The following is a 23,520-nucleotide window of genomic DNA, read 5'->3' as shown; positions in this document are numbered from 1 at the left end:
CTTGAAAGGGATTGAATTAACAATATTGAAGAAATATAACATAACTAACAGTTTCATTATGATTTAAATGAAAGAAAACAATTATGTTATAACTATGCTATTTTATTATTCTAAAATGAAACAAATAATAGATAGGAGAAAGTATTAAAGGCTTATTCCCTTTATCAATTCTCTAACATTATAATTTGAAGAACCATAACTAATAATTCCTATTTCCAAAGGTGTATTTTTAAATTTTGAAAGAGCTTTTGAAAGAGAATCTATAATCCATTCAATTTCATTTCCAAATGCTCCACCTCCAACAAGAGTTAAAAATACTTTATTACAGCCGGTATTTTCAAAATTAATCAAAGCTGCATGTAAAGTAGCCTCATAGGTTGCCTCGAGAATTAGCTTTGCAAAACTTGACCAATAAATAGAATCAACATTCGAATAAGCTACGGGTAACGCAGAACAATAGGCCTGTGAAACTAATTGATTAGAGTTTTTAATAGTCACCTCAGTATTCCATTGTATTCCAATTTTAAGTTTTTCTTTTAACCTGTCTCTTTGTTCTTGCTTAAGATTATTGATTTGTGCATTTATATTCAAAAGTCCATCCTGATTTACCAACGCATAGCCATTAGTCATTTTCCAGAGAAACAATTCATCGTTACCTAATTCTTTTCCTATTAAATCCAGGCAATCTATTTGATTAGTTGAAGACTGCCCAACTTGATTTTTGATAGGAACGAAATAGTTCCTGTAAATAGTACCTGCTCCACAAGCTATGGCACAGGCCGGACCTTGTGTGTAATCTTTTTCATATATACCAACACCGCTTTCAGGAGTAATATGAGGCCCAACCATCTCTAATAGATTGAATTGCGATGCTGCTTGAAATAATGCATTTCTATTTTGAGGATCGCAATGCATTTCCTGAACATTACCGACAATTTCTATAATGCTTATTCTTCCCTTATAATTCTCTAATGGCGATTTGTCTTTTAGTTCTTTTAAGGTAGGAATTTCAAGAGTTCCATATTGAAAAGACTTTCCATTTACTTTTGAAATTAACTTGTTACCCTCGATAGAGATTTTATCCCTGACGTTTTCAAGTGATACTTCCTCAAATCCAACTAAGTCTTCAAACCACATATCTTAAAGTAACTTATTATCAATTGTTCGAATTTGGCTTTCTATAATAATATTTAAGTCCAAGCTGAATCAATTTAGTTTTGTCATTCCCAGCATGTTGCTCATCTTTATTATAAATATGTGTGAATCCATGAGTATATTGAACCAAAGCACTTATATTTTTAATTGCCTGAAATTCTACTCTGCAAAATCCACTAAATGAAAAATCATTTAGCCCTTCATTATTAGTTTTTTCAGTCACTTTAAAAGGGTCGTAAAAACCATTTTCACCACGAATCTGCTTTGAATATATTAGAATGGAAGGTGAAATCCCGAGACCAAATGAGAATTTGCGTACTGAATAATTTACATATATCGGTAAATTCAAATTATAGATTGCCGTTGTCCCAATTTTATCATAATTGTCAGGCAATGTAACTGGAAATGGATCAGGGTTTTGGGGGTAATCAGGATAAGAATTTGAGGCGCGTTCAATCTCAATTCTCTTTTGATAGTTAATATTATCTATTCCTATGCCCACATTATAATAAATATTCTCAGAAAGCTTATTTGATATTCCCGCGTTAAATCCAAATCCAAATTTATGATCGTATGATTCATCAAATGTATAAATGCCAACGACTTTTTGGGCATTATTCATTATGGAGTAATTTGTATTAACCTCAGCATATAAATCTATTTGAGGAAAGCCTTCAATATAAATAAACAGTTGAAGAGTGGTTAAAAGAAAAATTCTATTCATATTTTTAAATTGGTGGTTGAAGGTTTATAAAACGGTAATAATTTATCATTAATTATCTCCTGTCCTTACTAATCCTATTTCTCCTGTTTTATTGTTGAATACCATTTGCTGAACTGTTATTCCCATCATTATTTTTTCATCTTTTAATATTTTAAAGCATTCTTCAAAATTATTAGGGATTTTATCCATTAAAATTTCACTGATCCTTTCATATCTACCGCATGAAGTCGATTGCAATATACTTTCACCAGTCAGGTTATTTTCCAGCAGTTTATAATCATTAGTCACAGCGATAAAACCATTTTGAGTTTCTCTGGTAGCAAACCTTTTGGGAGTCCTTTCAATCACAACCATTTCATCTGGATTAATCCCGGATAACAAAATCAGGCAATCACTTGCAATGATAGTCTGCTCTAATTTCTGTTTTGCTTCATCAAATGAATTAGAAGAATCTAAAATTTCTCTAAGAAGAAAAGATACTGGAAAAGCAATATCAGGGCTATCATTACTCAATACAGCATTTAAAGTAAGTGAGAAACGATCAGGCTTTATTCCGGAAAGTGCTCCAATGAAACCTGTCCATCCGATTGTCTTAAATACTGTTTTTCCATTACGCTGAAAGTCAAAAACTTTTGAATACTGGCTTAACAGGTTGTTTTCAGTATGCCAATCAAGATTCCTTGAATGTAAGACAGATTCATTGTTGTATACAGCAAATGCGGTACATCCAAAATAAAACTTAAGTACATCATAGTACAGGTTGGCGATTAATACCTGATCAGGTGAAAAGTTGGATATTGAAGCAATAAATTCAATTTCTTCAAGATATTCTTTTGAAATTATATCATGCTTATAATCTTCAATACTCTCGAATATGAAATCTGCATCATCGAAGTCATTTAAATAGCACTGAAGTAATTCATTAATTTCCTTTTTATAATCTGACAGAAATTCCCAACGCTTGACAGCAGGCAAGTCAAGATCTACTATATGTTCTTCATTTTTCATTTCCATGTTCTATTATCCTTTCAGTTAAATAGGTTTTTATCTTCTAGCCTGAAAGAATATGCTAGTGTTGAAAGAGATTCTCCTTATCCTATAATCATTAAAAGGCCAAATGTAACAGGCGCAATCAAGAAATACAAAACTCCTGCTTCGAAAATTCTTAAATGATAAATTGATAATTCCTTCCTTTTATAATTTCAAAAAACAATAATACCCATGATAACTGGAGCTACCAGAATAAGAAAAAAAGTTCCTAATGAAGCCATTGCTGACCATTTCCAAAATAGTGTCGTCAAAGTAACTAGCAGCAGTCCACCATAAGTAGTGAAAATAATGAAAAGTTCAATGGCAGGAGGGGCAGGTATTTCCTGTGCTTTCATTTTTCGTTTAAGTCCCAAATAATACATCAATCCTGTAAACGGAATAATCAGATAAATAAAAATTGCTTTGATAATATCAGCCACAATAATTTTTAAATGTTATTGAACATAAATGATTTTCAAAATTAAATGCTCAATATCGATAAAAACCAATAAAAAGCATTTAATCCCAAAACTTTATCTTATGACCAAAGTAATATTAAATTGAATAGCACACGTTATACAAAATCAACGTGTGCCAAAAATTCAAAAAAATTAATCTTTTAAACAATACAGCTACCATCACAGCTGACAACTGATTCTTCCTCTTTTGCATCAATACTATCATTACCTTCCCATTTCTCCATGGCTTCCGGAGCTGGTCTTGCATTAATTCCTTCGCCATATACCGTTGACGTACCATGGGTGTAAAATGCCTCCCAGTCCACTCCCTGAGGATCGGTGATCCATGATTTCTGGCTTTTAGCATAGCAGCAAGTGCATTCTCCCTCTTCGAATATCTCACCTTTGGCCTTTTCCATATTTGAGTAAATGGAGTTTAATGCTTCGTGGCTATTGACTTCAAAACCTAGGTGCTCTATTCCGGTTTCGCCATGGCCTGTGGAAATAGCAAAATTTATTCGTGGATCTTCCAGCATCCATTTTGCATAATCTGATTTGATAGTTGTTGGCCTAGCTCCAAATAATGCATTGTAAAAATTAATGCTTTCTTCCAACTTTTGAACTCTTACATGAACGTGAAATCTTTTCATTTTAAAATCTTTAATGGTTAAACTTTACCTTAAGACTTCACGCGATTCAAAAAGACGCAAAATTTTTTATTTTTTTTCTTTCAGTTTCTGTAACGGACGGCAGGAGGTCTTCAAATCTGCATTTATAAGAACCCCGTTTTTGTCTAATTCAAGATGGAAACATAACTCAATTTCCTCTCTAAGCAGCTTTCTCGCTCGCTGTATTCTACTTTTGGTGGCGCTATGACCAAGTCCCAGCTTCAATGCAATTTCCTTTTGATCAATTTTATCCAGATCAGACATTTTAAGTGGAACACCATACTTCTCGGGTAAAAAATCGATTAGTGGCTCCAGAAAAGTTGATAATTCATCCCATTTCTCTGAGTCATTTATGGTATTATCGAAATCAACCGAATTTTGACTATGTGACTCTTTTTTAAGAATGTCTAAAGATGTATTATGTGCAATTTTATATAGCCAGGAATTAAGATTTGTAATTTCCTTTTCGGAACAACAAGAGTTATATATTTTCAATAGTACTTCCTGAGAAACCTCTTCAGCTATAACCTGATTTTTAAATCGAGACAAGACGTAGGCATGCAACTTTTCCTTGCTTGAATTCCAAATCTCCCATACTTGTCTGTATTCAGTAATTTTCATTTTTTTCTTTAAACTATAATCTTATCTTATTATAACGTACTTAATGAATATTAGAGCATTGATGAAAACATTAATTTATTATAAACAAGGAAAGTTATAGTATTAACCCTGAAATTACAGGTATGATGTGAACCAACAATTCATAACTTTTAACATCAGAAAAATATTTATTAACTAACCTATTAGCTTTATCTAAATTCATTCTCTTTAATAAGGATAAATGCCCAAAACCCTGTTAGAATAAAAATCATACGGGGGACTAGTCCCTTTTTCAACCCTGGTTAATGCCTGTTTTGCCTTTTCTGCAAGCTACATTTGAATCAACAAAACACCAATCACAATGAATCAAAATATATTTCTATTCACGATAATAATGCTTTTATCAGGAAGCATTTTCGCTCAGGAAAAAGCAACTATCAAAGTTATTGTACCTAATAAGACCGATGAGGTTTACATTACCGGTAATCAGGAATCTTTAGGTAACTGGAATCCAGCTGCAGTGAAAATGAATAAAACATCAGATTTCGAGAGAGAAATCACTACAGATATTTCTTATCCGGCAGAATTTAAATTCACAAAAGGAAAATGGGAAAACGAGGGAATTATTAAATCTCTTGATAACAATCCAAATCAAAAAATCATAAATAATAATTCAACAAAAGTATTCTTTATTAAGGGGTGGGTGAATGATACAAATGCTGAATCTTTGGGAATTGATTATGGAATCAAGAGGTTCCAATCCAAATATTTAGGAGCGGAAAGATTAGTTAAAATTGTTTTGCCAGCTAACTATGATCCGGCTAAGAAATACCCTGTTTTTTATACAACAGATGCTGGTGGGAATATTTTTACAGTGGCCAAAGATAATATATCTTATTTATCACTGGATGAATATAAACTAATCCCCGAATCTATTTTAGTGGGAATTGTTCATGGAATGACCAATGGTCAATCAAATAGAAATAAGGATCTGGATGTTTTCTACAAGGAATCGGGTAAAAAATTTAAGGATTTTATCTTTAAAGAGCTTGTTCCTTTTATTGACAGTAATTACAGCACCTCAGGTTTCAATGTTATGATCGGACATTCCAACGGAGCTGAGTATAATCATTTTCTTTTACTTGAAGACGATAATCCATTCAGAGGATTTATATCCCTGTCAACTAATTTCTTTAGTAATGATGTCAGAATGGATATTGGAGATGTTATGAAGAACTATCAAGGTAAACCAATGCATTATTTTGTTGGAAATGCAACATCAGATTCACCTGATAGAATTGAAGCAGGAAATGATTATGAGAAAATTTACCAGGCTAACATGAATCCAGGATTCCATTTCAAAAAGCAAACGTATGAGGCCAATCATAATACTTTAGTACCCCTGGCTATGACAGATGGGATACAGTTTATATTTAAAGATTACAGAAATGTTAAAAGTTACAAGGATTTAGCTTCCTATAGAGCCAATTATCTTAATGATATGAAGATTAATTATGGTTTAGAGGAAAAATATACACTAGAAGACGTGGGGCCTGTCTTGATGGATATTCTTTTGGCTAAGAAAAATGAAGAACTGGAAGAATTCATAAAGTTTGTTGAAGATTATAAGCTTTGGCAAAACTCAAACATGAAAGAACCCGGAGGTTTTGACGAGGCAAACAAAGGGAATTTCTATTTTATTATAGAAAATTATAAGAAAAGTGCTGAAAGCTATAAAAAAGCCTTTGCTGAGATTCAGATTAAAACTGAACCGATAGTTTATTATAGAAATCTTGATAAAACAGTTGCTGCTTTTAAGAAAATTGAAGATTACGATGGATTAATGAAGCTTCTGTTAGATAGTAAATTTTACTTAAACTCAAATAAAGACTTAATTCCGGAGGGTGTAGATAGTGATTTATTATTCATTAATTATCATATCGCAAAATTAGCTAGTGAACAAGATATTAATCCAAATGAAGGTAAAAAAGCACTGGCCTACTGTAAAGATAATTATACGGAAAACAGAAACTTCACAGCAGAGGAGCTTAAAAAGTTGTACTAGATCTCAGAAATTTTAAGCTTTAATTATCAATTTTCATGGCGGCTGACAACACTTGTTGTTAGCCGCCATTTTTTTTAAATTCTTTGTTTTATAAAAATTGAAAATTGTACCACGCTGATTTTATTCTTTTTCACATGATTCACATAATGATGAAGCAGCTTAATAGTCATTAATATGTATTAGAGAGTTAAATTTCTCATTTGATTTTATCAATCATTGAAATTTTTTACATTTACTCTTAGTATGCAGCGTAGTTTATTATTATCTGGGTTTCTGTTTTTAGTTATCAGTCATTTCTGTTTTGGTCAGTATTCCATATCCGGATATCTGGATACACCAATGAAAAACAAAAGAGTTTACTTAAGTCTGTTGAGCTTCGATGAACAAAGTACAATGGCGACGAAACAGTTTTTGATGTCAACTTTAACAGACAGCTCGGGTTACTTTTCTTTTGAAGGAAAATTGCTTTCAGAAAAGCATGCATTTTACCGTATACATTCCAGAATTGAGGAAGATCAAACAGAGTTACAATTGTTTTTTGATGAAAACAGGAAGAACTTTCATGTTTTCATATTCTCTAATCAAGACACCATTGTTTTCAAAAGAAATAATAAATATTGGTTTTCCAGTAATACAAATACAAATCCTATTGATAGAGAATGGCAGGAAATAGACAGTTATGCAAACCGATTAACGAATGAATTATTGACTGTAACAGACTCTAATCAAAAAAATCAATCATTTGCTCAAGTACTTTCTGAGCTGAAGGCATATTCTGAGAAAAAGAAGTTTCATCCGTTGGTCACTTTAATTTCACTTTCAGAGGTTGAGCCAAATATCCTTAAAGAAGATTTTAAAAATGATCCCGGATATTATGAAGAGCTTCAAAATAGTTTGAACGATTATTATGATAATGATGGTTATGCAAAGCAGTTGAAAGAATTGATTATCGACTTTTCTAAAGCTGAAACTCAACAAGACCTGGACTTTTACCGCCGAATGACCTATATTCTGGGAGCTCTTAGTAGTTTTTTAATCATTGGAGTTGTCTTCTTATTTATAAAATTAAATCAAAAGGGAAATGAGATTTCTTCACATGAAAACATCAATTTAACCAATCAGGAAGAACGCATTGCCGATCTTATTATTCAGGATAAAAGCAATAAGGAAATTGCTAATGAACTGTTTGTTTCCTTGAGTACCGTAAAAACTCATATTCGAAATATTTATGCGAAGTTAGAGGTTAGTAACAGACAGGAATTTGTAGATAAAATTAAAAATCAGTCAAGGGATTAGGTTCATTGTTCACAATTATGCCCGCACCCCGGTCTGTACTCCGTCAGACCGGAAAACAAATTCTACAATAATTGTCCTGTCAGGGAACAGGCCACAGGGAGAGATGATCGGAATAAATTCCCTGCTTTTCATAAAATGTTCGAAGTTACACTATCGCTAAACTTCGAACATTTGTAATTATTATATACTCCGGTAACACAGGAAAGCTATTTACTTTTCAATTGTTTTAGAAATCTGTGTTCTTTAAATATACTATTAAGAATAATTAATGCTATTACAACAAATGAGGCATACCCGGAAATCAGAATGTAAGTATAAAATCCTTCGGAAAACTCATTTTTGAAATATGGTAATAACATTGTAAATCCATAAATATAAATTCCAAAACAGATAGGTGTGATTAAATAATTAATACCCAGCCTTATTCTATAGTGTTTTTTCAAGTATTCCTGATACAACTGATTGTCTAATGAGACTAACCTGTTTTCTCTGCGGTAAATTGTTGCAAATTCAAGTATGAGTCGAAAAACGAGACTCGAAATCATTAAAGTAAGCCCAAGTGTAAAGTTATTCCAGTCGGTATTAGCATACTTAACTGTGAATATTATCAATATTATAATTGTTGTGGCCAATATCGTTATGGTAATAAATTGTCCATTACGTTGCTTTTTAGCCTTTTTAATAATCATATCCGGATTATCAAGCGTAAAGTCTTTGTTTTGACTTTTCCATAACTGGGATAATTTATCATTTTCCATTTGTAATACATTTTAAAAGTGAATTTCTAATTCTACTCAACCGGGTTCGTAATGAACCGTGACTAAATCCTAACATTTCTGCAATTGTAGCCTGAGGTACTTCTTCTAGTTCCAGAACTATGATTGCCTTATTGATTTGAGTTAGTTTATTGATGCAGTTATGCATCTTCTTAATTTGATTTTCCTGTTTTTCATTTTCCTCAGTGGTTGAGTCAATACTCCGGATACCTTCATCAATCTGAATTTCCTTTTTGGAATTCCTCAAATCTCCCAAACAAATATTTACAGCAATTCTATATATCCAGGTACTTATTGAAGATTTTGCCTGAAATGATTTTCTATGATTCCATACCTTGATAAAAGTCTCCTGTTGCCACTCTTTTGCTAAGTCTTCATCACCGGATGCATACTGCATACACAACCTGAATACCTTCGGGGCATGGGTATTATAAATACAGGTGAAGTCCTCCTTTTCTATATTCATTTAATTAGATACAAGGATTTGTTGAATTTGATCAATAAACCACTCCGGCTGGTCAAACATTACAAAATGAGCCGAATTATCAGCAATTATCAAATCATATTTTGCCAGGTTAGCATACTGAGTCTGGTAGGTTTGCGTTACCATATTCTTTCCATAAGGCATATCTGCAGCGATTATTGTCACAGGAATAGAAATGTTTTTTAAATTCTCCCGTAAATCTAGTTTAAGATAATCGGTATATCCATATACGTAAGTTCTTCTATCTGCTAAAATCATCCAGTCCTTAATATTTTTTTGTGCTTCGGGGTTTAAACTCATTCCCTTAGCCATAGCATCAGCCATTTTCTCAAAATCAGCCTCGCTCATCGACAACATTTGATTATTATAAGGACTGTCATACACCAAATTATCAGGATTATAATTGGGCATCATAAGGGCACCGGTAGCCGGTAATGCATCTACCAATATTATTCTGGACAAATAGTTATTACTTCTACCAGCAAGCCAGGTAGCTATTGTTCCTCCCAGGCTATGCCCAATTACGGTTAAATCTTTTATTTGATTATCATTTATATAGGTTTCGATTGCTTCATTAACTGCTGGAAGCCACGGAAAATCTATAGGTTCCTTGTCTCCGAAACCTGCAAGTGTAACAATATGGCACTCATGGTTTTTCTCCAGTTGGTTAACTAAGGAATTCCAGCTTTCACCAGGAACGGTAAAGCCGGGAATAAGCAGGAGAGGTTTTCCGCTACCTGTTACTTTTACATGAATTGGTTGTTTGACTTCTTGAGCATAAGTTAAACAGGAAAGTAAGATTGCTGAAAATAGTAAGATTTTTTTCATGGTTCTGTGTTTGTTTTTCCTTTAGATGCAGAAATCAAAAAATGTTACATGTTTATGATTTATTTTTTTTAATGTTTTTTGATTTGATATGCAGTATATGTAGGAGAGGACTACTGATAGAGGTGATAAAGGTCATACCGGTACCAAACGGAGGGGTGTAAAAAACTTGCCACACCCTGGTCAGTCGGGGGACAGACAGAAAAACAAATTCTACAATAAATGTACAGGCAGGGGACAGGCCATGGGTGGAATTTCAGACAATTATGACCGGGATACAATCCCTGCTTTTTATTAAAAGTCCGAAGTTACGCTGAAGCAAAACTTCGAACAGCAGGTATAATCTTGTAGTCAGACAAAAAATTACCTGAAATTTAGAAATCAAGTAATTTCAGGTTAATCGGCGGGTTCCCATAATTCAATCTTATTGCCATCCGCATCCATAATATGGACAAATTTCCCTATTCCGTCATATGTGGTAATACTATCAATTACAGTTACTCCATTCTCTTGCAATTTGGCTAAAAGCCCTTCGATATTCTGAACCTGATAATTAATCATAAAATTCTTGCTTGAGGGAGCAAAATATTCGTCTCCATTTTTAAATGGTTTCCATTGTAGCGAATTTATTTTTTCAGGATCATCAAGATTTCTTGATTCAAAACTTGATGAGCCCCAGTCATTAATTTCAATTCCCAGATTTTTCGTGTACCATTCTTTTGTCTTATCAGGATTATCCGAATAAAAAAAGATTCCACCAATTCCAGTGACTTTAGGTGTTGACGTATCAACAGGTGTGCCAGGTGTTTCTGCTTGATTTTTGTTGTCTTTCATAATTTCCGATGTTTCAGTTGATTGCCTGCAGCTGGCCAGAGTAGCTATAACCAGGGCAGTTAATAATAAATATTTCATTGAATGTTTCAGTCTTTTTAATACGGAATAACTTTAAACTGAATCCTGTTGTCGTGTATAAGCACCATGATGGATCGTATACTTAATTTGAATTGTTAATAATAATAACCCCTCGAACCTTGGGAAGCCTTACGATTAATATGGAAACCTACCAAAATATAAGTTTTAAGCCATATAAACAAAATGACGACATCAATTTATTTATATATATCTAACTGAATATTAATATGTTAGTTAATCAGAGTGGACACTATGTTTTGAATAATATTAGAAACACTCCGGTTACCAATTCATACCGGTCGGAAAAATTCCTTGACGAAAATTTCTAAGTTAATCCCCTCAAACTAATCATAACTATTGAAACCTGATCATTTTTCGAAGTAATAAGCTCTGGTTAAATGATAACCCACTGTTTTATTATTTTCCTTTCCCCAACTGGCAAGATCGGGATGACCTGATTTTTTCCACTCAAGATAGTTTTCAATTATTTCCAGATCAATACCCAGTTGTTTTGTCCAGTAATCCCTTCGCTCCGGATCAACTAACCTGGAAATCTGTACCTTGATTTTTTCAGCAAATTCAAGATCTTCGACGGGATCACCAATATAACCTTCAGGCAGATGATGAATTGAAAAATAAAGGATGTTTGTCCACCAGTTTAAAATAGTCTCTCTTGCTAAATCATCCTCCGGATTTACCTCCAGGGCTTTGTGTAGATGTTCTTCACTTCTGTAATATTTTCCAAACCAGCGAAAAGGCTTGCTGTCTGATTTTTCATAAGCGCACCACTCTTCAAGGGTAGGTTTAGTTAACCTAATACTTAATGGATGAGGAAATGGACCCTGGTCTGCTCCCGGTATTGTCTCAATAAGAGGAAACAAGAAATTGACAAACTCGATTCTTTGTTCTGCTGACCAGCCTTGGGTTGAATTTAAAAACTCATTCAACTTTGATAATGCCGGCTTTCTAAGTCCTTTCTCTTTTAAAAGACAATAATCTGCATAATCTTTCCAGGCTGGATTATCAGATGCCCCTTTGGCAACTTCGATTAAGGCAATATTTTGTTCTTCAGAGATCATTTAAACAGGATTTACTTCTTCGTTTATTCAAGAACTCAGGCCTTCCGGGTGAATGATAATTATCATAAGGCACAATTTTTTGAAGGAGTTGAAAAATCAATTAACCCAAACTTGCCTTCAAAGTGGCGGTCTGCACCTCCAACGAATTTGTATTGAAAAGTTTTTTCATCAAGAATGATACACGGGAAATTCAGATTTGATACATTTTGATCACTATCCAATAAGTAAATTATCTTAAGATCAATCGTCCTGTTATTCTCATTTAATTTAATATTTCGCAAGCTTAAAGTATAATAGTTTTTTTTATTTCCAATACCTGAATCATGAATATGACCACCATAAATTATTAGCTCGGTGTTTTTTAGCTTCAGATTATCAAATTCAAACCTGCCTTCCTTATCAGATGTGACACCTGATGTTGTACCAAACAATATTATTGTTTTACCTGCAATAGGTTTTGATGTTTTATAGTCAATAAGCTGACCTTTAATGACTCCCTTTTGACCAAAAGTTATTGAATTTATAGCAAGTAAGGAGAATGTTATTAGAATTAGATTTTTCACGGTTTATTAATACAATGTTTACTTGATGCTCTCTTAATTTTATTTCTGGTAAATCCCTCTCACAATCGGAAATTTCAAACTTTTTCAAATAATAACGAGCTTGAAACCCGGACAAAACTTCACCCTGATTCTATAAAAATCTATTGAAGATAATCAGGTTTTCAATTACCGTTTGAGGAGCTATCTACGTTATAATCTGGTTTTCCTTCTATTGGCATGAATAGTTCTTCGGGAATTCCAGCTTTTTTGTATTTATATATTAATATTTTACTAAGGCCAGGGTTGAAGCTAACAAGCCCTTCTTTATAGGCGCCATTTATTAATCTGTCACCCATAAATTTGCAAAAATCAACCCAGTCAGTATTGTATTCATTTTTTTCTATTTCTCCTGTGTAATAAGAAATTCCTTCAGCTAACCAAAATAGTGTAAGAGCCGTTCCTTTATCACAATAGGGGTTGTCGGCAATAACCGTTGGCAATTCAAATCCGTCATCCCAATTATATTTTTCGGCACTTTCTTTTAAAAAAAAGGAATTGGTTGATTTTTGAAGCAATATTATCCAGTTATCGAGGTTATTATTACCTTCAAAAGTATCTATAAGATATTTTTCTTTATCATTCAACATAACTACAAATAAAGCTATGGATACCCGAAACATTCGGCTTTCTGAAAAAACGCATAGCTAACCCTCAAAGATAATAGCACCAGATAAAAAACAAAACGTTGGCATATAGCTACTGTTATGGCTTTTTATACATCATAAATTATCACATCCAATTCATCTACAGTTCTAAATTGCTTATCTGCAGTTAGTAATGGGAGTTTATTGAAATACGCTGTTGCAGCAATAATGGAATCAGGTAATTTAAGTTTCGATTTCCTTCTAAACTCTATAGTTAATTCTTTAATCTCTCTAGAAATATCCCTTATTATACATTCATTTAATAATTCTCTAATAAGTTGCTCTGAATCGTCATTCAAATTTGAATAAGAGAGGAGTTCAAGTTGTGTAATAAATGATATAACCACATCTTTATTTGATATCATTTCGGTTACTTCTTTATCACCATTTAGTAGGTATAAAAGTATATTAGTATCAACAAAAATTCTATTCCCATTCATCCCTCATTTTTTTTTGGATGTCTAAAGGATTCTGATTGATTTTTAGCTTACCCGAAAATTTAATAATCCCTTTTGATTTAGGTTTAGTTGTAGCTTTTTTCATCGCCTTTCTTATGTCTTCTAAAGGAGTCCCTTTTTTAATTATTGTTATCATTCTTCGAGTATAATTAATGATAGGATAAATATACAAATAATACGATTAGCTTCAATATTTGGGTTTTATTAATTAGTCATAACGAGCGGATAAGCGTGACTCTATTGCTCTTATTCCTTTTATAACTTCGTTGATCTTTATGTTAATAATTCCTTTTAAAAATTCTAAAATAGCTCTTGATTCCGCAAAATCAAATATTTACTTTATAAATACTGATAGGTGACCGGGATACAATCCCTGCATTTTATTAAAAGTTCGAAGTTACGCTGAAGCTAAACTTCGAACAGCCAGGGGGGGGGGAGACAATTAGCCAAAAGTCACATAAAAATAGTCGAAATGCCCATAGTATCATTTTCAAGCTCCGGACTTGTCAACACTGCATTTCCCGGTTGTTTCGAGACAGGCTAAGTATAGGCCTATCGGCCACTCGAATGCTTAGTTATTAGCAAAAGTTTTTTTCCTATATCTGTAAAATATTAAAACCGCAAAGTATAAAATAATCCGGTATGCAAACATTTTACCTATCGGTATTAAATAATCATGGTTTATGGTTCTCAAAGTAACTCTTGAAACAGTTAAAAATATTATTAATTCATAAAATCTAGGCAAATAATATAATGATGTTATAAACATAATAATTTCATTAGTCCTAAATCTTCTAAAAATATTTAATACCAACATAAGTATTGGATAGAAAGTAAGTATCAATCTACCTTTCGAAAATGAATCCGAATTAATAAAGGCATATTGCTCATACTCAACACCACTATACCATGCATCAAAAAGTTCTAATAATATAATCAATATGTAAAGTACTATACCAATGATTAAAACTAGCCCAATTATATCCTGTATCGTTTTAAAGTCTCGTTTAAGAAATCTCTCTGTTATAAATATATTTATCAGACTTGCAAAAAAGTACGGTAAAATTAAAAAATCATATATGTAGTTTAAATATTGCATTTTAATGCATCTGTCATCGAGGTTTTAATTTTTTGCCAACGTTCGATGTATGAGTTTGTGGCGGATTATCGTGCCGATTTCGCGTCCGATAGGACAGTGAAATCCAGCGAGAACCGGCGCTTGAGCTGACTCTATAGCCGCCATAACTGCATACATGCTGTTGTGAGATGTATTTATTCATATTTTAATGTTCTTTTTGATATTATTTCTCCTTTCCAATATGAAATTCCACTTTCAGGCAATCCATTCTGATTATATTTTATAACATAATTGTCCTCAGCAGTTAAATCATAATTGATTTTTGAGTAATCAATTATTTCTCTTGATTTTTCGATTAGCTTATTCAATTCATTATATCTGGACCGGTAAATAATATAAACTGAGCCCTCTGAATCTGCACTTTGAAATTCAATTGGAAGCCCGTTTTCATTTAAAATTTCAAATTCATACCCAGTAATGATATTTTTTGTTCCATAATTAATTCCAATAACTGAATCATTACGATATTCATAATATGTATTAGTTATGGTGATGTCTTCCTTATTAAATAATGAATCAATAATTGCTGTATTTGGAAGGAAAGTTCCTGTCAGACCTTTATAAAGATCTATAAACTGAGTATTAATTAATTTTCCATCTTTATCATATTTGAATTTGTATATATAATCGTATGATTTTTCACCATCTACATAATTAAAAATACGTTCTTCAATTAATTGATCCTCATTATAAATAAAATCAGAGCCATTGTAATATTTGTCATTCCATTCAGGAGTATGGTCTCCAATATCTTCATTGTATGTATATATTTCAAAATATGATTTATGAGAAATTATTCGTCCTTTAGTATCAAAATCATTTATAGCATAGTGCCTTAATGTGTCATTCTCAAATGATTCGGATTTAATAATATTTCCCTTTTTATCTAAATAGTAAATCGACTGACGCATCGAACTATCATTTTCCTGATAATAATCAATTTGATTAGCTATTATTTTTTTATAGTTCACCAAATCATTTTTATTGAATTCATAATTCTTCATTTGGCCTTTACATACTAAAGGAAAGGTCAATATTAAAAATATGATCTTTATTTTATTCATTATTTATGTCTCACAACGAGCGGATAAGCGCGACTCTATTGCTCTTATTCCTTTTATAACTTCGTTGATCTTTTTGTTAATAATTCCCTTTAAAAATTCTAAAATAGCTCTTGATTCCGCAAAATCAAATATTTACTTTATAAATACCCGTTTGTAAACGTATGTAACCGGAATGTAATCGGAAATTTTTAAATCCGTTTATAAACATCTACAAACGATTACAAATGGATATTTTAATATTTATGTTTTCAGATTTTTCAGATTTTTCAGGTTTCAGTTTTCAAGTCAATCCGCTACTTGACCCACCTGGCTTTCCAACACCTTGATCTGTCCCTCAACAGACAGGAAATTTGATTCTACAATAAATATACTGGCAGGGGACAGGCCATGGGAGATATAGTAATATTGACATGGATACAATCCCTGCTTTTTATTAAAAGTTCGAAGTTACGCTAAAGCTAAACTTCGAGCAGCAGGAGGCAGTAAATTAGCCAATAACCTCACGAAAGTAACTGAAATCGCCATAGTAACATTTTCAAGCACCGGACTTGTCAACTCTGTATTCAATTGCGTATCGGCCACTCGAATGCTTAGTTATTGTGCTTATGTGCTTTAATTAAATTTATCATATAGATCATTAATCCAAAATAATCCAATTTTATTATCATCAATTAAGATTGCTCCTCCTGTTTCCCAAAAATCATTTAAATCTAAATCCTTATTAAATATTCTTACGTTTACAGAGAAAAAATCAGGATTAATAAAGAAGTCAATAAAGCCATTTGCATATCTGTTTTTATCTGATTCGTTGAACTCTTTATCTATGCTAGTATAATTTGGTTTTGTACTTAATCCAAACTTGATTGCGGAAATAGCTTCATTTCTTTTTATTCTATTTATATCGAAACTTTCCTTTTCTAAATGAATATTGGTTTTGGTAAAAAAATCCTTTATCAAATTTATATAATTATCTCTATAACCATCATGCTCACATATTTGAAGAATTATTTCTCCTGACTTTAGGTTATGAGATTCTATTGCGTTGCGAAATTCTATTATATAATTTGGATTGAATATTTTCATTAAGTTCGATTGATAGCCCTGTATTAAGCACAACGGCCCTTGTAAAAAACGTGCCTAAAGCTGTAAAGAGCAAGCAAAATAGTAATATTTGCGTTGCTGGAAGTTTTGACCAAACTTCGAACCTGCAATCCTGCGATAAGTTTTGAGTAATCTTTGAAGCTCTTAACTGCATCCCCAAAACGATGAGCAAATATTACGACCAATCTGCAGTGGACTTCTAGAATTCGATCAAGCAGGAAACTCGGCATGTTTTTTTACAAATTGTTGGCAATAGTGTTTTTTAACAAGCATAATACATTTTTATCAAAACTTTCTGGCCATCCCTCCATTTTATCCATCCAACCTCATCGTTTATAGTTCTAATTTTCAACCAATCACTCCTCAGTTCTAGAATTCCTCCAGTCCAAATTTTGTACTTTTCATTTAAAGAGTTTAATATAATCTGACCACCTTCATTGGGTTCAGTACGTAATGGATTAGTTGAGCGGTCAAAATCAAATCCCAATTCTGTCCAATGCTTAATAAAATCCTCTATGGTTACTCTTTTGAAATCGGGATTATCTGTTGCTATATAGCCTACTTCGTTCTCATTAAGTTTGACAACATAATGATTAGCAGTTATATCAACACATTCAAATACTAACCGGAAAAAGTCAGGGTTTAGCATTAGAAGCCAAGGCTTCAAGGGATTTGATGTATCATTTCCTTGGTATTTTATTCCTTCAAAAACAATGTCAATACCAGTTTCACTAAATTCAATTTTTACAATCTCTTTATTTCTTAGATCCTTGATAATGATTGGATTGGTATAGTAATTAAAATTGTCTGAAACAGTTACAAAGAATTTTCCCGTAATATCATTTTCTGTTTGAAAACGAAATTCGTCAGCATTTAGATAGTCAAGTTCTGTCCAGTTTTTTCGATTTTGTGAAAACCCTAAACTCAGGGTCAAGAAAAGAATTATGAATGATGTTAATTTTTTCATTTTACATTATTGCCAACGAGCAGATAAGCGCGACTCTATTGCTCTTATTTCCTTTATAACTTCGTTGTTCTTTTTGTTAATAATTCCCTTTAAAAATTCTAAAATAGCTCTTGATTCCGCAAAATCAAATATTTACTTAATAAATACCCGTTTGTAAACGTATGTAACCAGAATGTAATCGGAAATTTTTAAATCCGTTTGTAAACATCTATAAACGATTCCAAATGGATAATTTAATATTTATGATTTCAGATTTTTCAGGTTTCAGGTTTCAGGTCAACCCGCTACTTGACCCACCTGGCTTTTCAACACCTTGGTCTGTCCCCCGGCATACCAGAAATTTGATTCTTCAATAAATATACTGGCAGGGGACAGGCCATGGGAGATATCGTAAAAATGGCTGAGCTTGCCTCTCATTAAAAATTCGAAGTTACGCTGAAGCTAAACTTCGAACAGTATGGGGTCCAATTAGCACAATCTCTATAAAACACGCTACTAGCTATTACATCATACTGGATGTTGTAGTGGTTTTTCATTTTAGGCTATTAAAGAATTTGTCTGTATTAGCGTTATCAGGTAATCCAGAAACCTGTCCATCTCCTAATTCCATAATTATCCATTCACCGTTCTTTTTCTTAGCGATGTCCATAGTGAAAAAGTTACTATTGATTTTAGTAGCAAGTTCTTCGAAGGTTTTAAGGTTTGGTTTTTCTCCATCATAATCACCTTCGTCCCAATAGTCGAATATGCAAGCGAGTTTGTTCTTATAAAAGAAGACTCTAAATTCCTTAGTCAATGGCATTCTACTTTTTGAATGGTCTGTTAGAAATTCTAATTCTTCGAACTGTCGAAAAACAATTCCTTTATTGAGCGAAGTTCCTATTAATTCAAGGAACCTTTTAACCACAGATTTCACATGTTCTTGATCTGAGGCTTGAGGTATGAAACAAGCTTCTTCCCAGTTATGTTTTTCAGACTTCACAAAGTCCTTGATGATAATTGCACTGTTGTCAAATTGAGATGTCAGTTCTAAAATGGCTGAATCGTCAATTTGTTCAGTCCAGTTTGACTTAGGTGTATGTTGTTCAATCACACCATAAGACTCAGGGAAATAATGGCAGTTTGTATATTCGGTTGGAGAGTTAACCAACTCAATATTTTTGTTCAGAAGTGCATTATAGAGGTCTTCATATTGAGATGGAGTTAACATCCATCCTCTGTAAATGCCTAGTTCTTTTGTTTCGCTTGGTTTAACAAGCTTAATGCTTAGAGCTACATTTCCATCTGTTAGTTCTTCGTGACTGATAAGTGAAGTAGAGAATCCATTTTTAACTGCTGATAATTTCTCTTTTTCATATTCAGGCTCGATCAGTTTATTATCAAATACACTGTCGCAAAAAATAACTCTCATTTTTTCTCTTCTTATTCACAACATTAAATATAAGAAACGTAAGTGATTTCGAAGCACATAACTATCAAGTTGCACTGAGCCAAATTTACGTTTTGACACAAATTTAAATCCTTTCATAAACCCGTCAAATCGCAGTTTTGGCGGAGTTAATTAAATGCTCCATAGTTCCGTAAACCACTGAACCACTTATGTTTTTTATACCTTGTTGTATTGCGTCATTCTTCTTTTCAAGACACTTCAATCTCTTCAAAATCAAATCCTCTAATGTTCTCATTTTTCATTCTGTTATATGTCTGTTCGGAAATAAAAACTTCACTTGAACATTCTTTCAATTTAAAAATTGGAGGAAATCCATATTTTGGTTTTTTAAGTATTAATTTGCTAATATGTCCAACTGGAAGTATAAAGTCTTCTTCATACTCTGATTTATCATAGTCGAAAACGTCAGTATACTCCATTAGCTGAATCCCAACAAAGTCATTATTAGTAGGAACATTAGGTTTCAATTCACCTTGCTTGTCAAATAATTCATCTAAAAATGTATCATCAATCATAGTTATCGGAACCTGTCTATGTTTAATACCCCCTAGTTCATTAATTATATCAAGTATTCTTTTACTAATTATTTGAATATTCAGGTCAGTCAATGGGTAGTCAATATTTTCTATAATTCTAAAATTTGCCTGAAGATAAAGCCTTTCAGGCAACTCAAACTCCCTAACACTCATCATATCCGCAGAAAATTCCATATTATTTTTGAATGGTATATGAAAAGCATCTTTTTCAGAATCACCCGAATGATTAAAACCCCAATTCAATTTATAAACTTTGTTTTCAAGTTTCATATATAGCAGTCTACAAATATTTATATGTCTTATTTTATATCAATAAGCTAAATTCACAGTACTCATTCAGTCTTCTATTTTAATGCAATACAACTATCAGATAAGCTCGACTCTATTGCTCTTATTCCTTTTATAACTTCGTTGTTGTCTTTGTTAATAATTCCCTTTAAAAATTCTAAAATAGCTCTTGATTCCGCAAAATCAAATATTTACTTAATAAATACCCGTTTGTAAACGTATGTAACCGGAATGTAACCGGAATGTAATCGGAAATTTTTAAATCCGTTTATAAACATCTACAAACGATTCCAAATGGATAATTTAAAATTTATGTTTTCAGATTTTTCAGGTTTCAGGTCAACCCGCCACTTAACCCAACTGGCTTTCCACCACCTTGGTCTGTCCCTCAACAGACAGGAAATTTGATTCTACAATAAATGTACTGGCAGGGGACAGGCCATGGGAGATATCGTAAAAATGACCGGGATACAATCCCTGCTTTTCATAAAAAGTTCGAAGTTACGCTGAATCTAAACTTCGAACAGCGAGAGGTGGAAGCTTAGTTCGAATAATCATGAATAGAAATTAAAAACCATTGACCATCTCTATTTACAAAATTGAAATCAGTGAAAATGCCATTATCTACTCCCCGTATTTCAATTTTCGTAGTATCCATTCCATAATTTACCGATTGTGTGTAAGGGTCAATTTTACGGGTTGATAAACTGTCATGATAATTAAATGTAATGAAATTCCATTGACTTCTATTAATAGTCTCAGATGTTGGTTCATCCTCACCAATCTCCCAAATTTTTTCTTCTAATGGAAAAAGAGTCCTTGTGATTTGAAATATAGAATCAGTACTATATTTATCAAAAAAGCTATCGAATTCTTCTGGTACTAGTTCTTCAGTTTCAATTACTTCTTCTATTATTGTCGAGTGTTCTGCCAATGTCAATTTAGTTGTATCTGACACTTCTAGATCCCCTTCGGTAGAGTTTATTTCAGAATGATTACATCCAATTGTTATTATTAAAAGTATAATAATTAGTCTATTCATGTTAGTGGTTTATAAAGCAATTAAGTACCGTCGGGGAGATCTTGTAATATTGACCGGGATACAATCCCTGTTTTTATTTATTGTTCGAAGTTACGCTGAACCTAAACTTCGAACAGCGAGATAGCCCCAACAGAAAAACTAAACATTGGCATATAGGTACTGTTATGGCTTTTTATACATCATAAATTATCACATCCAATTCATCTACAGTTCTAAATTGCTTATCTGCAGTTAGTAATGGGAGTTTATTGAAATACGCTGTTGCAGCAATAATGGAATCAGGTAATTTAAGTTTCGATTTCCTTCTAAACTCTATAGTTAATTCTTTAATCTCTCCAGAAATATCCCTTATTATACATTCATTTAATAATTCTTTAATAAGTTGCTCTGAATCGTCATTCAAATTTGAATAAGAGAGGAGTTCAAGTTCTGTAATAAATGATATAACCACATCTTTATTTGATATCATTTCGGTTACTTCTTTATCACCATTCAGCAGGTATAAAAGTATATTAGTATCAACAAAAATTCTATTCCCATTCATCCCTCATTTTTTTTTGGATGTCTAAAGGATTCTGATTGATTTTTAGCTTACCCGAAAATTTAATAATCCCTTTTGATTTAGGTTAAGTTGTAGCTTTTTTCATCGCCTTTCTTATGTCTTCTAAAGGAGTCCCTTTTTTAATTATTGTTATCATTCTTCGAGTATAATTAATGATAGGATAAATATACAAATAATACGATTAGCTTCAATATTTTGGTTTTATTAATTAGTCATAATGAGCGGATAAGCGCGACTCTATTGCTCTTATTCCTTTTTTAACTTCGTTGTTCTTTTTGTTAATAATTCTCTTTAAAAATTCTAAAATAGCTCTTGATTCCGCAAAATCAAATATTTACTTTATAAATACCCGTTTGTAAACGTATGTAACCGGAAATTTTTAATCCGTTTGTAAACATTTATAAACAATTCCAAATGGATAATTTAATATTTATGAAATCAGATTTTTCAGTTCAGGTCAATCCGCTACTTGACCCACCCGGCTTTCCACCACCTTGGTCTTTCCCTCAACAGACAGGAAAGTAACTTCTACAATAAATGTACTGGCAGGAGACAGGTCATGGGAGAAATAGACTATTGCAAGTCTAATTTTTAAACTAATAATGATCGGTCCAAGTAAACACTTGAACCAGAGCCAGATATGCAATCTTGGACCTGAATGGGTGTGTAGGTTTTAATTTTCTATTATTTCAATTACAAATTCATCAAATAACGGGTCAATTTTCTGAATTACAATTTTAAATTGACGGTTTTCAAAACGAACATCTGTCCAAGTAAATCCAGGAGAAACATCTATAGATTCAGATTTAACTTTAGTTGTATTAAAACCATTTGGATAATCAACTTTTGCCTTTGCTGAATAATCCATTTCAATTTTATAAATAGATACAGTAGAATTTGTTAATGGGTCAATAAAACTTTCTCCCTCTTTCAGTTTTTCAGAATATCGATATTTCTTTTTGTGGGATTTATTATTAGTTTCCGTTGTTTTACTTGTTGTAGGTTTTTCTAATAAAAGTCTTAAAGAATCAATAGTAGCTTCTTTTTCCTTAATTACTCTTTCAAAATATGGAATCGTTTTTGGTGTCTCTCGAAGCCAAGAATATAATTTCGCATTCTCTTTTTCCAATTTTCCTCTATCATCATGAAGTGCAATATTCTTAACTTGTAACGTTTCAATTTTTGAATCATATTCAATCTTCAATTTGTCATAGTGAATAAAAATCCAAAAAGCAGAGGTTCCTCCTATAATTGTAATAAACATCACAATCACACCACCAATTTCCTTTATTCGATTCCACATTTTATTTTGTTTTCTAATTTATGTAATGAGTTTCATTAACTTACACATAACCGCTCTTGCTATAATGAGTGGGGATTAGAAAACACTAACCTCTCATCTCGCACATAGCCACGCCTTGATTTAAAAATAAAACTTGTGGCGGACTTTCCAATCTCCACCAAAATATCCTGACCGATAAAACCCCATTCATTCATAGCTTTTGTTGAACAAATCCTCCTTCGTCGGAAACCTGGAAAGTTTCTAACTTAGGAGGAGTTCTTAATTTAAATAATCATTGAAATTATGAAAAAAAAG

The 23,520-nt window shown here is 32.4% G+C and carries 26 protein-coding genes; 3 read left to right on the top strand and 23 right to left on the bottom strand.

The window, feature by feature from the left end:
* Positions 1 to 144: 144 nt before the first annotated feature.
* The 6 genes from HH304_RS20435 to HH304_RS20410 all read right to left on the bottom strand — a co-directional run bounded on the left by HH304_RS20435 (position 145) and on the right by HH304_RS20410 (position 4,655).
* On the bottom strand, positions 145 to 1,137 hold the full coding sequence (locus HH304_RS20435; RefSeq protein ID WP_169685154.1) for a hypothetical protein: 993 nt from the start codon (positions 1,135 to 1,137) through the stop codon (positions 145 to 147).
* A gap of 19 nt (positions 1,138 to 1,156) precedes the next feature.
* Positions 1,157 to 1,879 (bottom strand): outer membrane beta-barrel protein, encoded by a 723-nt coding sequence (locus tag HH304_RS20430; protein ID WP_169685153.1) that lies wholly within the window; start codon positions 1,877 to 1,879, stop codon positions 1,157 to 1,159.
* A 48-nt stretch (positions 1,880 to 1,927) separates the two neighbouring features.
* Positions 1,928 to 2,893 carry a C45 family autoproteolytic acyltransferase/hydolase gene (locus HH304_RS20425; RefSeq protein WP_169685152.1) on the bottom strand — a complete coding sequence of 322 codons (966 nt, stop codon included), beginning with the start codon at positions 2,891 to 2,893 and terminating at the stop codon, positions 1,928 to 1,930.
* A 188-nt stretch (positions 2,894 to 3,081) separates the two neighbouring features.
* A complete protein-coding gene (locus HH304_RS20420) occupies positions 3,082 to 3,348 on the bottom strand; it encodes a hypothetical protein (protein WP_169685151.1) in 267 nt (88 codons plus the stop codon).
* Positions 3,349 to 3,527: 179 nt separating this feature from the next.
* Positions 3,528 to 4,016, bottom strand: coding sequence for an ArsI/CadI family heavy metal resistance metalloenzyme (locus HH304_RS20415; RefSeq protein WP_169685150.1), 489 nt, complete (start codon positions 4,014 to 4,016; stop codon positions 3,528 to 3,530).
* A gap of 66 nt (positions 4,017 to 4,082) precedes the next feature.
* Positions 4,083 to 4,655, bottom strand: coding sequence for a sigma-70 family RNA polymerase sigma factor (locus HH304_RS20410; protein ID WP_169685149.1), 573 nt, complete (start codon positions 4,653 to 4,655; stop codon positions 4,083 to 4,085).
* A 340-nt stretch (positions 4,656 to 4,995) separates the two neighbouring features.
* Between HH304_RS20410 and HH304_RS20405 the strand changes: the two genes are divergently transcribed.
* Positions 4,996 to 6,699: an alpha/beta hydrolase-fold protein gene (locus tag HH304_RS20405; RefSeq protein WP_169685148.1), complete on the top strand. Its 1,704-nt coding sequence runs from the start codon at positions 4,996 to 4,998 to the stop codon at positions 6,697 to 6,699.
* 243 nt (positions 6,700 to 6,942) lie between these two features.
* Entirely contained in the window at positions 6,943 to 7,995 is a 1,053-nt protein-coding gene (locus HH304_RS21335; RefSeq protein WP_271711719.1) for a response regulator transcription factor, read from the top strand.
* A gap of 206 nt (positions 7,996 to 8,201) precedes the next feature.
* Here HH304_RS21335 and HH304_RS20395 read toward each other — a convergent pair whose 3' ends face one another.
* From HH304_RS20395 to HH304_RS20340, 12 genes are all read right to left on the bottom strand, one after another.
* A complete protein-coding gene (locus tag HH304_RS20395) occupies positions 8,202 to 8,753 on the bottom strand; it encodes a hypothetical protein (RefSeq protein ID WP_169685147.1) in 552 nt (183 codons plus the stop codon).
* Positions 8,743 to 9,237: an RNA polymerase sigma factor gene (locus tag HH304_RS20390; RefSeq protein ID WP_169685146.1), complete on the bottom strand. Its 495-nt coding sequence runs from the start codon at positions 9,235 to 9,237 to the stop codon at positions 8,743 to 8,745. Before HH304_RS20390 ends, HH304_RS20395 begins: the two co-directional genes overlap by 11 nt.
* On the bottom strand, positions 9,238 to 10,083 hold the full coding sequence (locus HH304_RS20385) for an alpha/beta fold hydrolase (protein ID WP_169685145.1): 846 nt from the start codon (positions 10,081 to 10,083) through the stop codon (positions 9,238 to 9,240).
* Between the two features lie 393 nt (positions 10,084 to 10,476).
* The gene (locus HH304_RS20380) at positions 10,477 to 10,992 is read right to left on the bottom strand and encodes a VOC family protein (protein ID WP_333908771.1); all 516 of its coding nucleotides are present in this window, start codon (positions 10,990 to 10,992) and stop codon (positions 10,477 to 10,479) included.
* A gap of 368 nt (positions 10,993 to 11,360) precedes the next feature.
* Positions 11,361 to 12,071, bottom strand: coding sequence for a hypothetical protein (locus HH304_RS20375; RefSeq protein WP_169685144.1), 711 nt, complete (start codon positions 12,069 to 12,071; stop codon positions 11,361 to 11,363).
* A gap of 62 nt (positions 12,072 to 12,133) precedes the next feature.
* Positions 12,134 to 12,634: a peptidase associated/transthyretin-like domain-containing protein gene (locus tag HH304_RS20370; protein ID WP_169685143.1), complete on the bottom strand. Its 501-nt coding sequence runs from the start codon at positions 12,632 to 12,634 to the stop codon at positions 12,134 to 12,136.
* Between the two features lie 161 nt (positions 12,635 to 12,795).
* On the bottom strand, positions 12,796 to 13,260 hold the full coding sequence (locus tag HH304_RS20365) for a DUF4274 domain-containing protein (protein WP_271711718.1): 465 nt from the start codon (positions 13,258 to 13,260) through the stop codon (positions 12,796 to 12,798).
* 125 nt (positions 13,261 to 13,385) lie between these two features.
* Entirely contained in the window at positions 13,386 to 13,757 is a 372-nt protein-coding gene (locus tag HH304_RS20360; RefSeq protein WP_169685141.1) for a type II toxin-antitoxin system VapC family toxin, read from the bottom strand.
* Positions 13,744 to 13,911, bottom strand: a complete 168-nt coding sequence (locus tag HH304_RS20355; protein ID WP_169685140.1) for a hypothetical protein — start codon at positions 13,909 to 13,911, stop codon at positions 13,744 to 13,746. The genes HH304_RS20360 and HH304_RS20355 overlap by 14 nt, the downstream gene beginning before the upstream one ends.
* 1,136 nt (positions 13,912 to 15,047) lie before the next feature.
* Complete coding sequence (locus tag HH304_RS20350; RefSeq protein ID WP_169685139.1) at positions 15,048 to 15,977, bottom strand: hypothetical protein; 930 nt, start codon at positions 15,975 to 15,977, stop codon at positions 15,048 to 15,050.
* A gap of 612 nt (positions 15,978 to 16,589) precedes the next feature.
* Positions 16,590 to 17,060, bottom strand: a complete 471-nt coding sequence (locus tag HH304_RS20345) for a hypothetical protein (RefSeq protein WP_169685138.1) — start codon at positions 17,058 to 17,060, stop codon at positions 16,590 to 16,592.
* A gap of 280 nt (positions 17,061 to 17,340) precedes the next feature.
* Positions 17,341 to 18,045 carry a hypothetical protein gene (locus tag HH304_RS20340; RefSeq protein WP_169685137.1) on the bottom strand — a complete coding sequence of 235 codons (705 nt, stop codon included), beginning with the start codon at positions 18,043 to 18,045 and terminating at the stop codon, positions 17,341 to 17,343.
* A gap of 224 nt (positions 18,046 to 18,269) precedes the next feature.
* On the opposite strand from HH304_RS20340, the gene HH304_RS21330 reads away from it, so the two are divergent.
* Positions 18,270 to 18,401, top strand: a complete 132-nt coding sequence (locus HH304_RS21330) for a hypothetical protein (RefSeq protein WP_271711717.1) — start codon at positions 18,270 to 18,272, stop codon at positions 18,399 to 18,401.
* A 176-nt stretch (positions 18,402 to 18,577) separates the two neighbouring features.
* Here the strand turns inward: HH304_RS21330 and HH304_RS20335 are convergent, their stop codons facing one another.
* The 5 genes from HH304_RS20335 to HH304_RS20315 all read right to left on the bottom strand — a co-directional run bounded on the left by HH304_RS20335 (position 18,578) and on the right by HH304_RS20315 (position 23,226).
* Entirely contained in the window at positions 18,578 to 19,456 is an 879-nt protein-coding gene (locus HH304_RS20335) for an ATP-grasp domain-containing protein (protein ID WP_169685136.1), read from the bottom strand.
* A gap of 227 nt (positions 19,457 to 19,683) precedes the next feature.
* On the bottom strand, positions 19,684 to 20,301 hold the full coding sequence (locus HH304_RS20330; RefSeq protein ID WP_169685135.1) for an Imm43 family immunity protein: 618 nt from the start codon (positions 20,299 to 20,301) through the stop codon (positions 19,684 to 19,686).
* A gap of 559 nt (positions 20,302 to 20,860) precedes the next feature.
* Entirely contained in the window at positions 20,861 to 21,361 is a 501-nt protein-coding gene (locus HH304_RS20325; RefSeq protein ID WP_169685134.1) for a DUF4348 domain-containing protein, read from the bottom strand.
* Between the two features lie 172 nt (positions 21,362 to 21,533).
* Entirely contained in the window at positions 21,534 to 21,905 is a 372-nt protein-coding gene (locus tag HH304_RS20320; RefSeq protein ID WP_169685133.1) for a type II toxin-antitoxin system VapC family toxin, read from the bottom strand.
* Between the two features lie 691 nt (positions 21,906 to 22,596).
* Positions 22,597 to 23,226, bottom strand: a complete 630-nt coding sequence (locus HH304_RS20315) for a hypothetical protein (RefSeq protein ID WP_169685132.1) — start codon at positions 23,224 to 23,226, stop codon at positions 22,597 to 22,599.
* Positions 23,227 to 23,520 lie beyond the last annotated feature (294 nt).

Source organism: Marinigracilibium pacificum, from assembly GCF_012926615.1.
In the GTDB taxonomy this organism is placed as follows: Bacteria; Bacteroidota; Bacteroidia; order Cytophagales; family Cyclobacteriaceae; genus Mangrovivirga; species Mangrovivirga pacifica.
This window is presented reverse-complemented; position numbering and strand designations above follow the sequence as displayed.

Excerpts from the sequence above, each read along its gene's own strand:
- HH304_RS20380 (WP_333908771.1), bottom strand. The coding sequence starts at position 10,992 with ATGAAATATTTATTATTAACTGCCCTGGTTATAGCTACTCTGGCCAGC.
- HH304_RS20405 (WP_169685148.1), top strand. The coding sequence starts at position 4,996 with ATGAATCAAAATATATTTCTATTCACGATAATAATGCTTTTATCAGGA.
- HH304_RS20325 (WP_169685134.1), bottom strand. The coding sequence starts at position 21,361 with ATGAATAGACTAATTATTATACTTTTAATAATAACAATTGGATGTAAT.
- HH304_RS20410 (WP_169685149.1), bottom strand. The coding sequence starts at position 4,655 with ATGAAAATTACTGAATACAGACAAGTATGGGAGATTTGGAATTCAAGC.
- HH304_RS20360 (WP_169685141.1), bottom strand. The coding sequence starts at position 13,757 with ATGAATGGGAATAGAATTTTTGTTGATACTAATATACTTTTATACCTA.
- HH304_RS21335 (WP_271711719.1), top strand. The coding sequence starts at position 6,943 with ATGCAGCGTAGTTTATTATTATCTGGGTTTCTGTTTTTAGTTATCAGT.
- HH304_RS20390 (WP_169685146.1), bottom strand. The coding sequence starts at position 9,237 with ATGAATATAGAAAAGGAGGACTTCACCTGTATTTATAATACCCATGCC.
- HH304_RS20355 (WP_169685140.1), bottom strand. The coding sequence starts at position 13,911 with ATGATAACAATAATTAAAAAAGGGACTCCTTTAGAAGACATAAGAAAG.
- HH304_RS20435 (WP_169685154.1), bottom strand. The coding sequence starts at position 1,137 with ATGTGGTTTGAAGACTTAGTTGGATTTGAGGAAGTATCACTTGAAAAC.
- HH304_RS20385 (WP_169685145.1), bottom strand. The coding sequence starts at position 10,083 with ATGAAAAAAATCTTACTATTTTCAGCAATCTTACTTTCCTGTTTAACT.
- HH304_RS21330 (WP_271711717.1), top strand. The coding sequence starts at position 18,270 with ATGGATAATTTAATATTTATGATTTCAGATTTTTCAGGTTTCAGGTTT.
- HH304_RS20340 (WP_169685137.1), bottom strand. The coding sequence starts at position 18,045 with ATGAAAAAATTAACATCATTCATAATTCTTTTCTTGACCCTGAGTTTA.
- HH304_RS20335 (WP_169685136.1), bottom strand. The coding sequence starts at position 19,456 with ATGAGAGTTATTTTTTGCGACAGTGTATTTGATAATAAACTGATCGAG.
- HH304_RS20345 (WP_169685138.1), bottom strand. The coding sequence starts at position 17,060 with ATGAAAATATTCAATCCAAATTATATAATAGAATTTCGCAACGCAATA.
- HH304_RS20415 (WP_169685150.1), bottom strand. The coding sequence starts at position 4,016 with ATGAAAAGATTTCACGTTCATGTAAGAGTTCAAAAGTTGGAAGAAAGC.
- HH304_RS20365 (WP_271711718.1), bottom strand. The coding sequence starts at position 13,260 with ATGTTGAATGATAAAGAAAAATATCTTATAGATACTTTTGAAGGTAAT.
- HH304_RS20315 (WP_169685132.1), bottom strand. The coding sequence starts at position 23,226 with ATGTGGAATCGAATAAAGGAAATTGGTGGTGTGATTGTGATGTTTATT.
- HH304_RS20330 (WP_169685135.1), bottom strand. The coding sequence starts at position 20,301 with ATGAAACTTGAAAACAAAGTTTATAAATTGAATTGGGGTTTTAATCAT.
- HH304_RS20350 (WP_169685139.1), bottom strand. The coding sequence starts at position 15,977 with ATGAATAAAATAAAGATCATATTTTTAATATTGACCTTTCCTTTAGTA.
- HH304_RS20395 (WP_169685147.1), bottom strand. The coding sequence starts at position 8,753 with ATGGAAAATGATAAATTATCCCAGTTATGGAAAAGTCAAAACAAAGAC.
- HH304_RS20430 (WP_169685153.1), bottom strand. The coding sequence starts at position 1,879 with ATGAATAGAATTTTTCTTTTAACCACTCTTCAACTGTTTATTTATATT.
- HH304_RS20425 (WP_169685152.1), bottom strand. The coding sequence starts at position 2,893 with ATGGAAATGAAAAATGAAGAACATATAGTAGATCTTGACTTGCCTGCT.
- HH304_RS20320 (WP_169685133.1), bottom strand. The coding sequence starts at position 21,905 with ATGAATGGGAATAGAATTTTTGTTGATACTAATATACTTTTATACCTG.
- HH304_RS20375 (WP_169685144.1), bottom strand. The coding sequence starts at position 12,071 with ATGATCTCTGAAGAACAAAATATTGCCTTAATCGAAGTTGCCAAAGGG.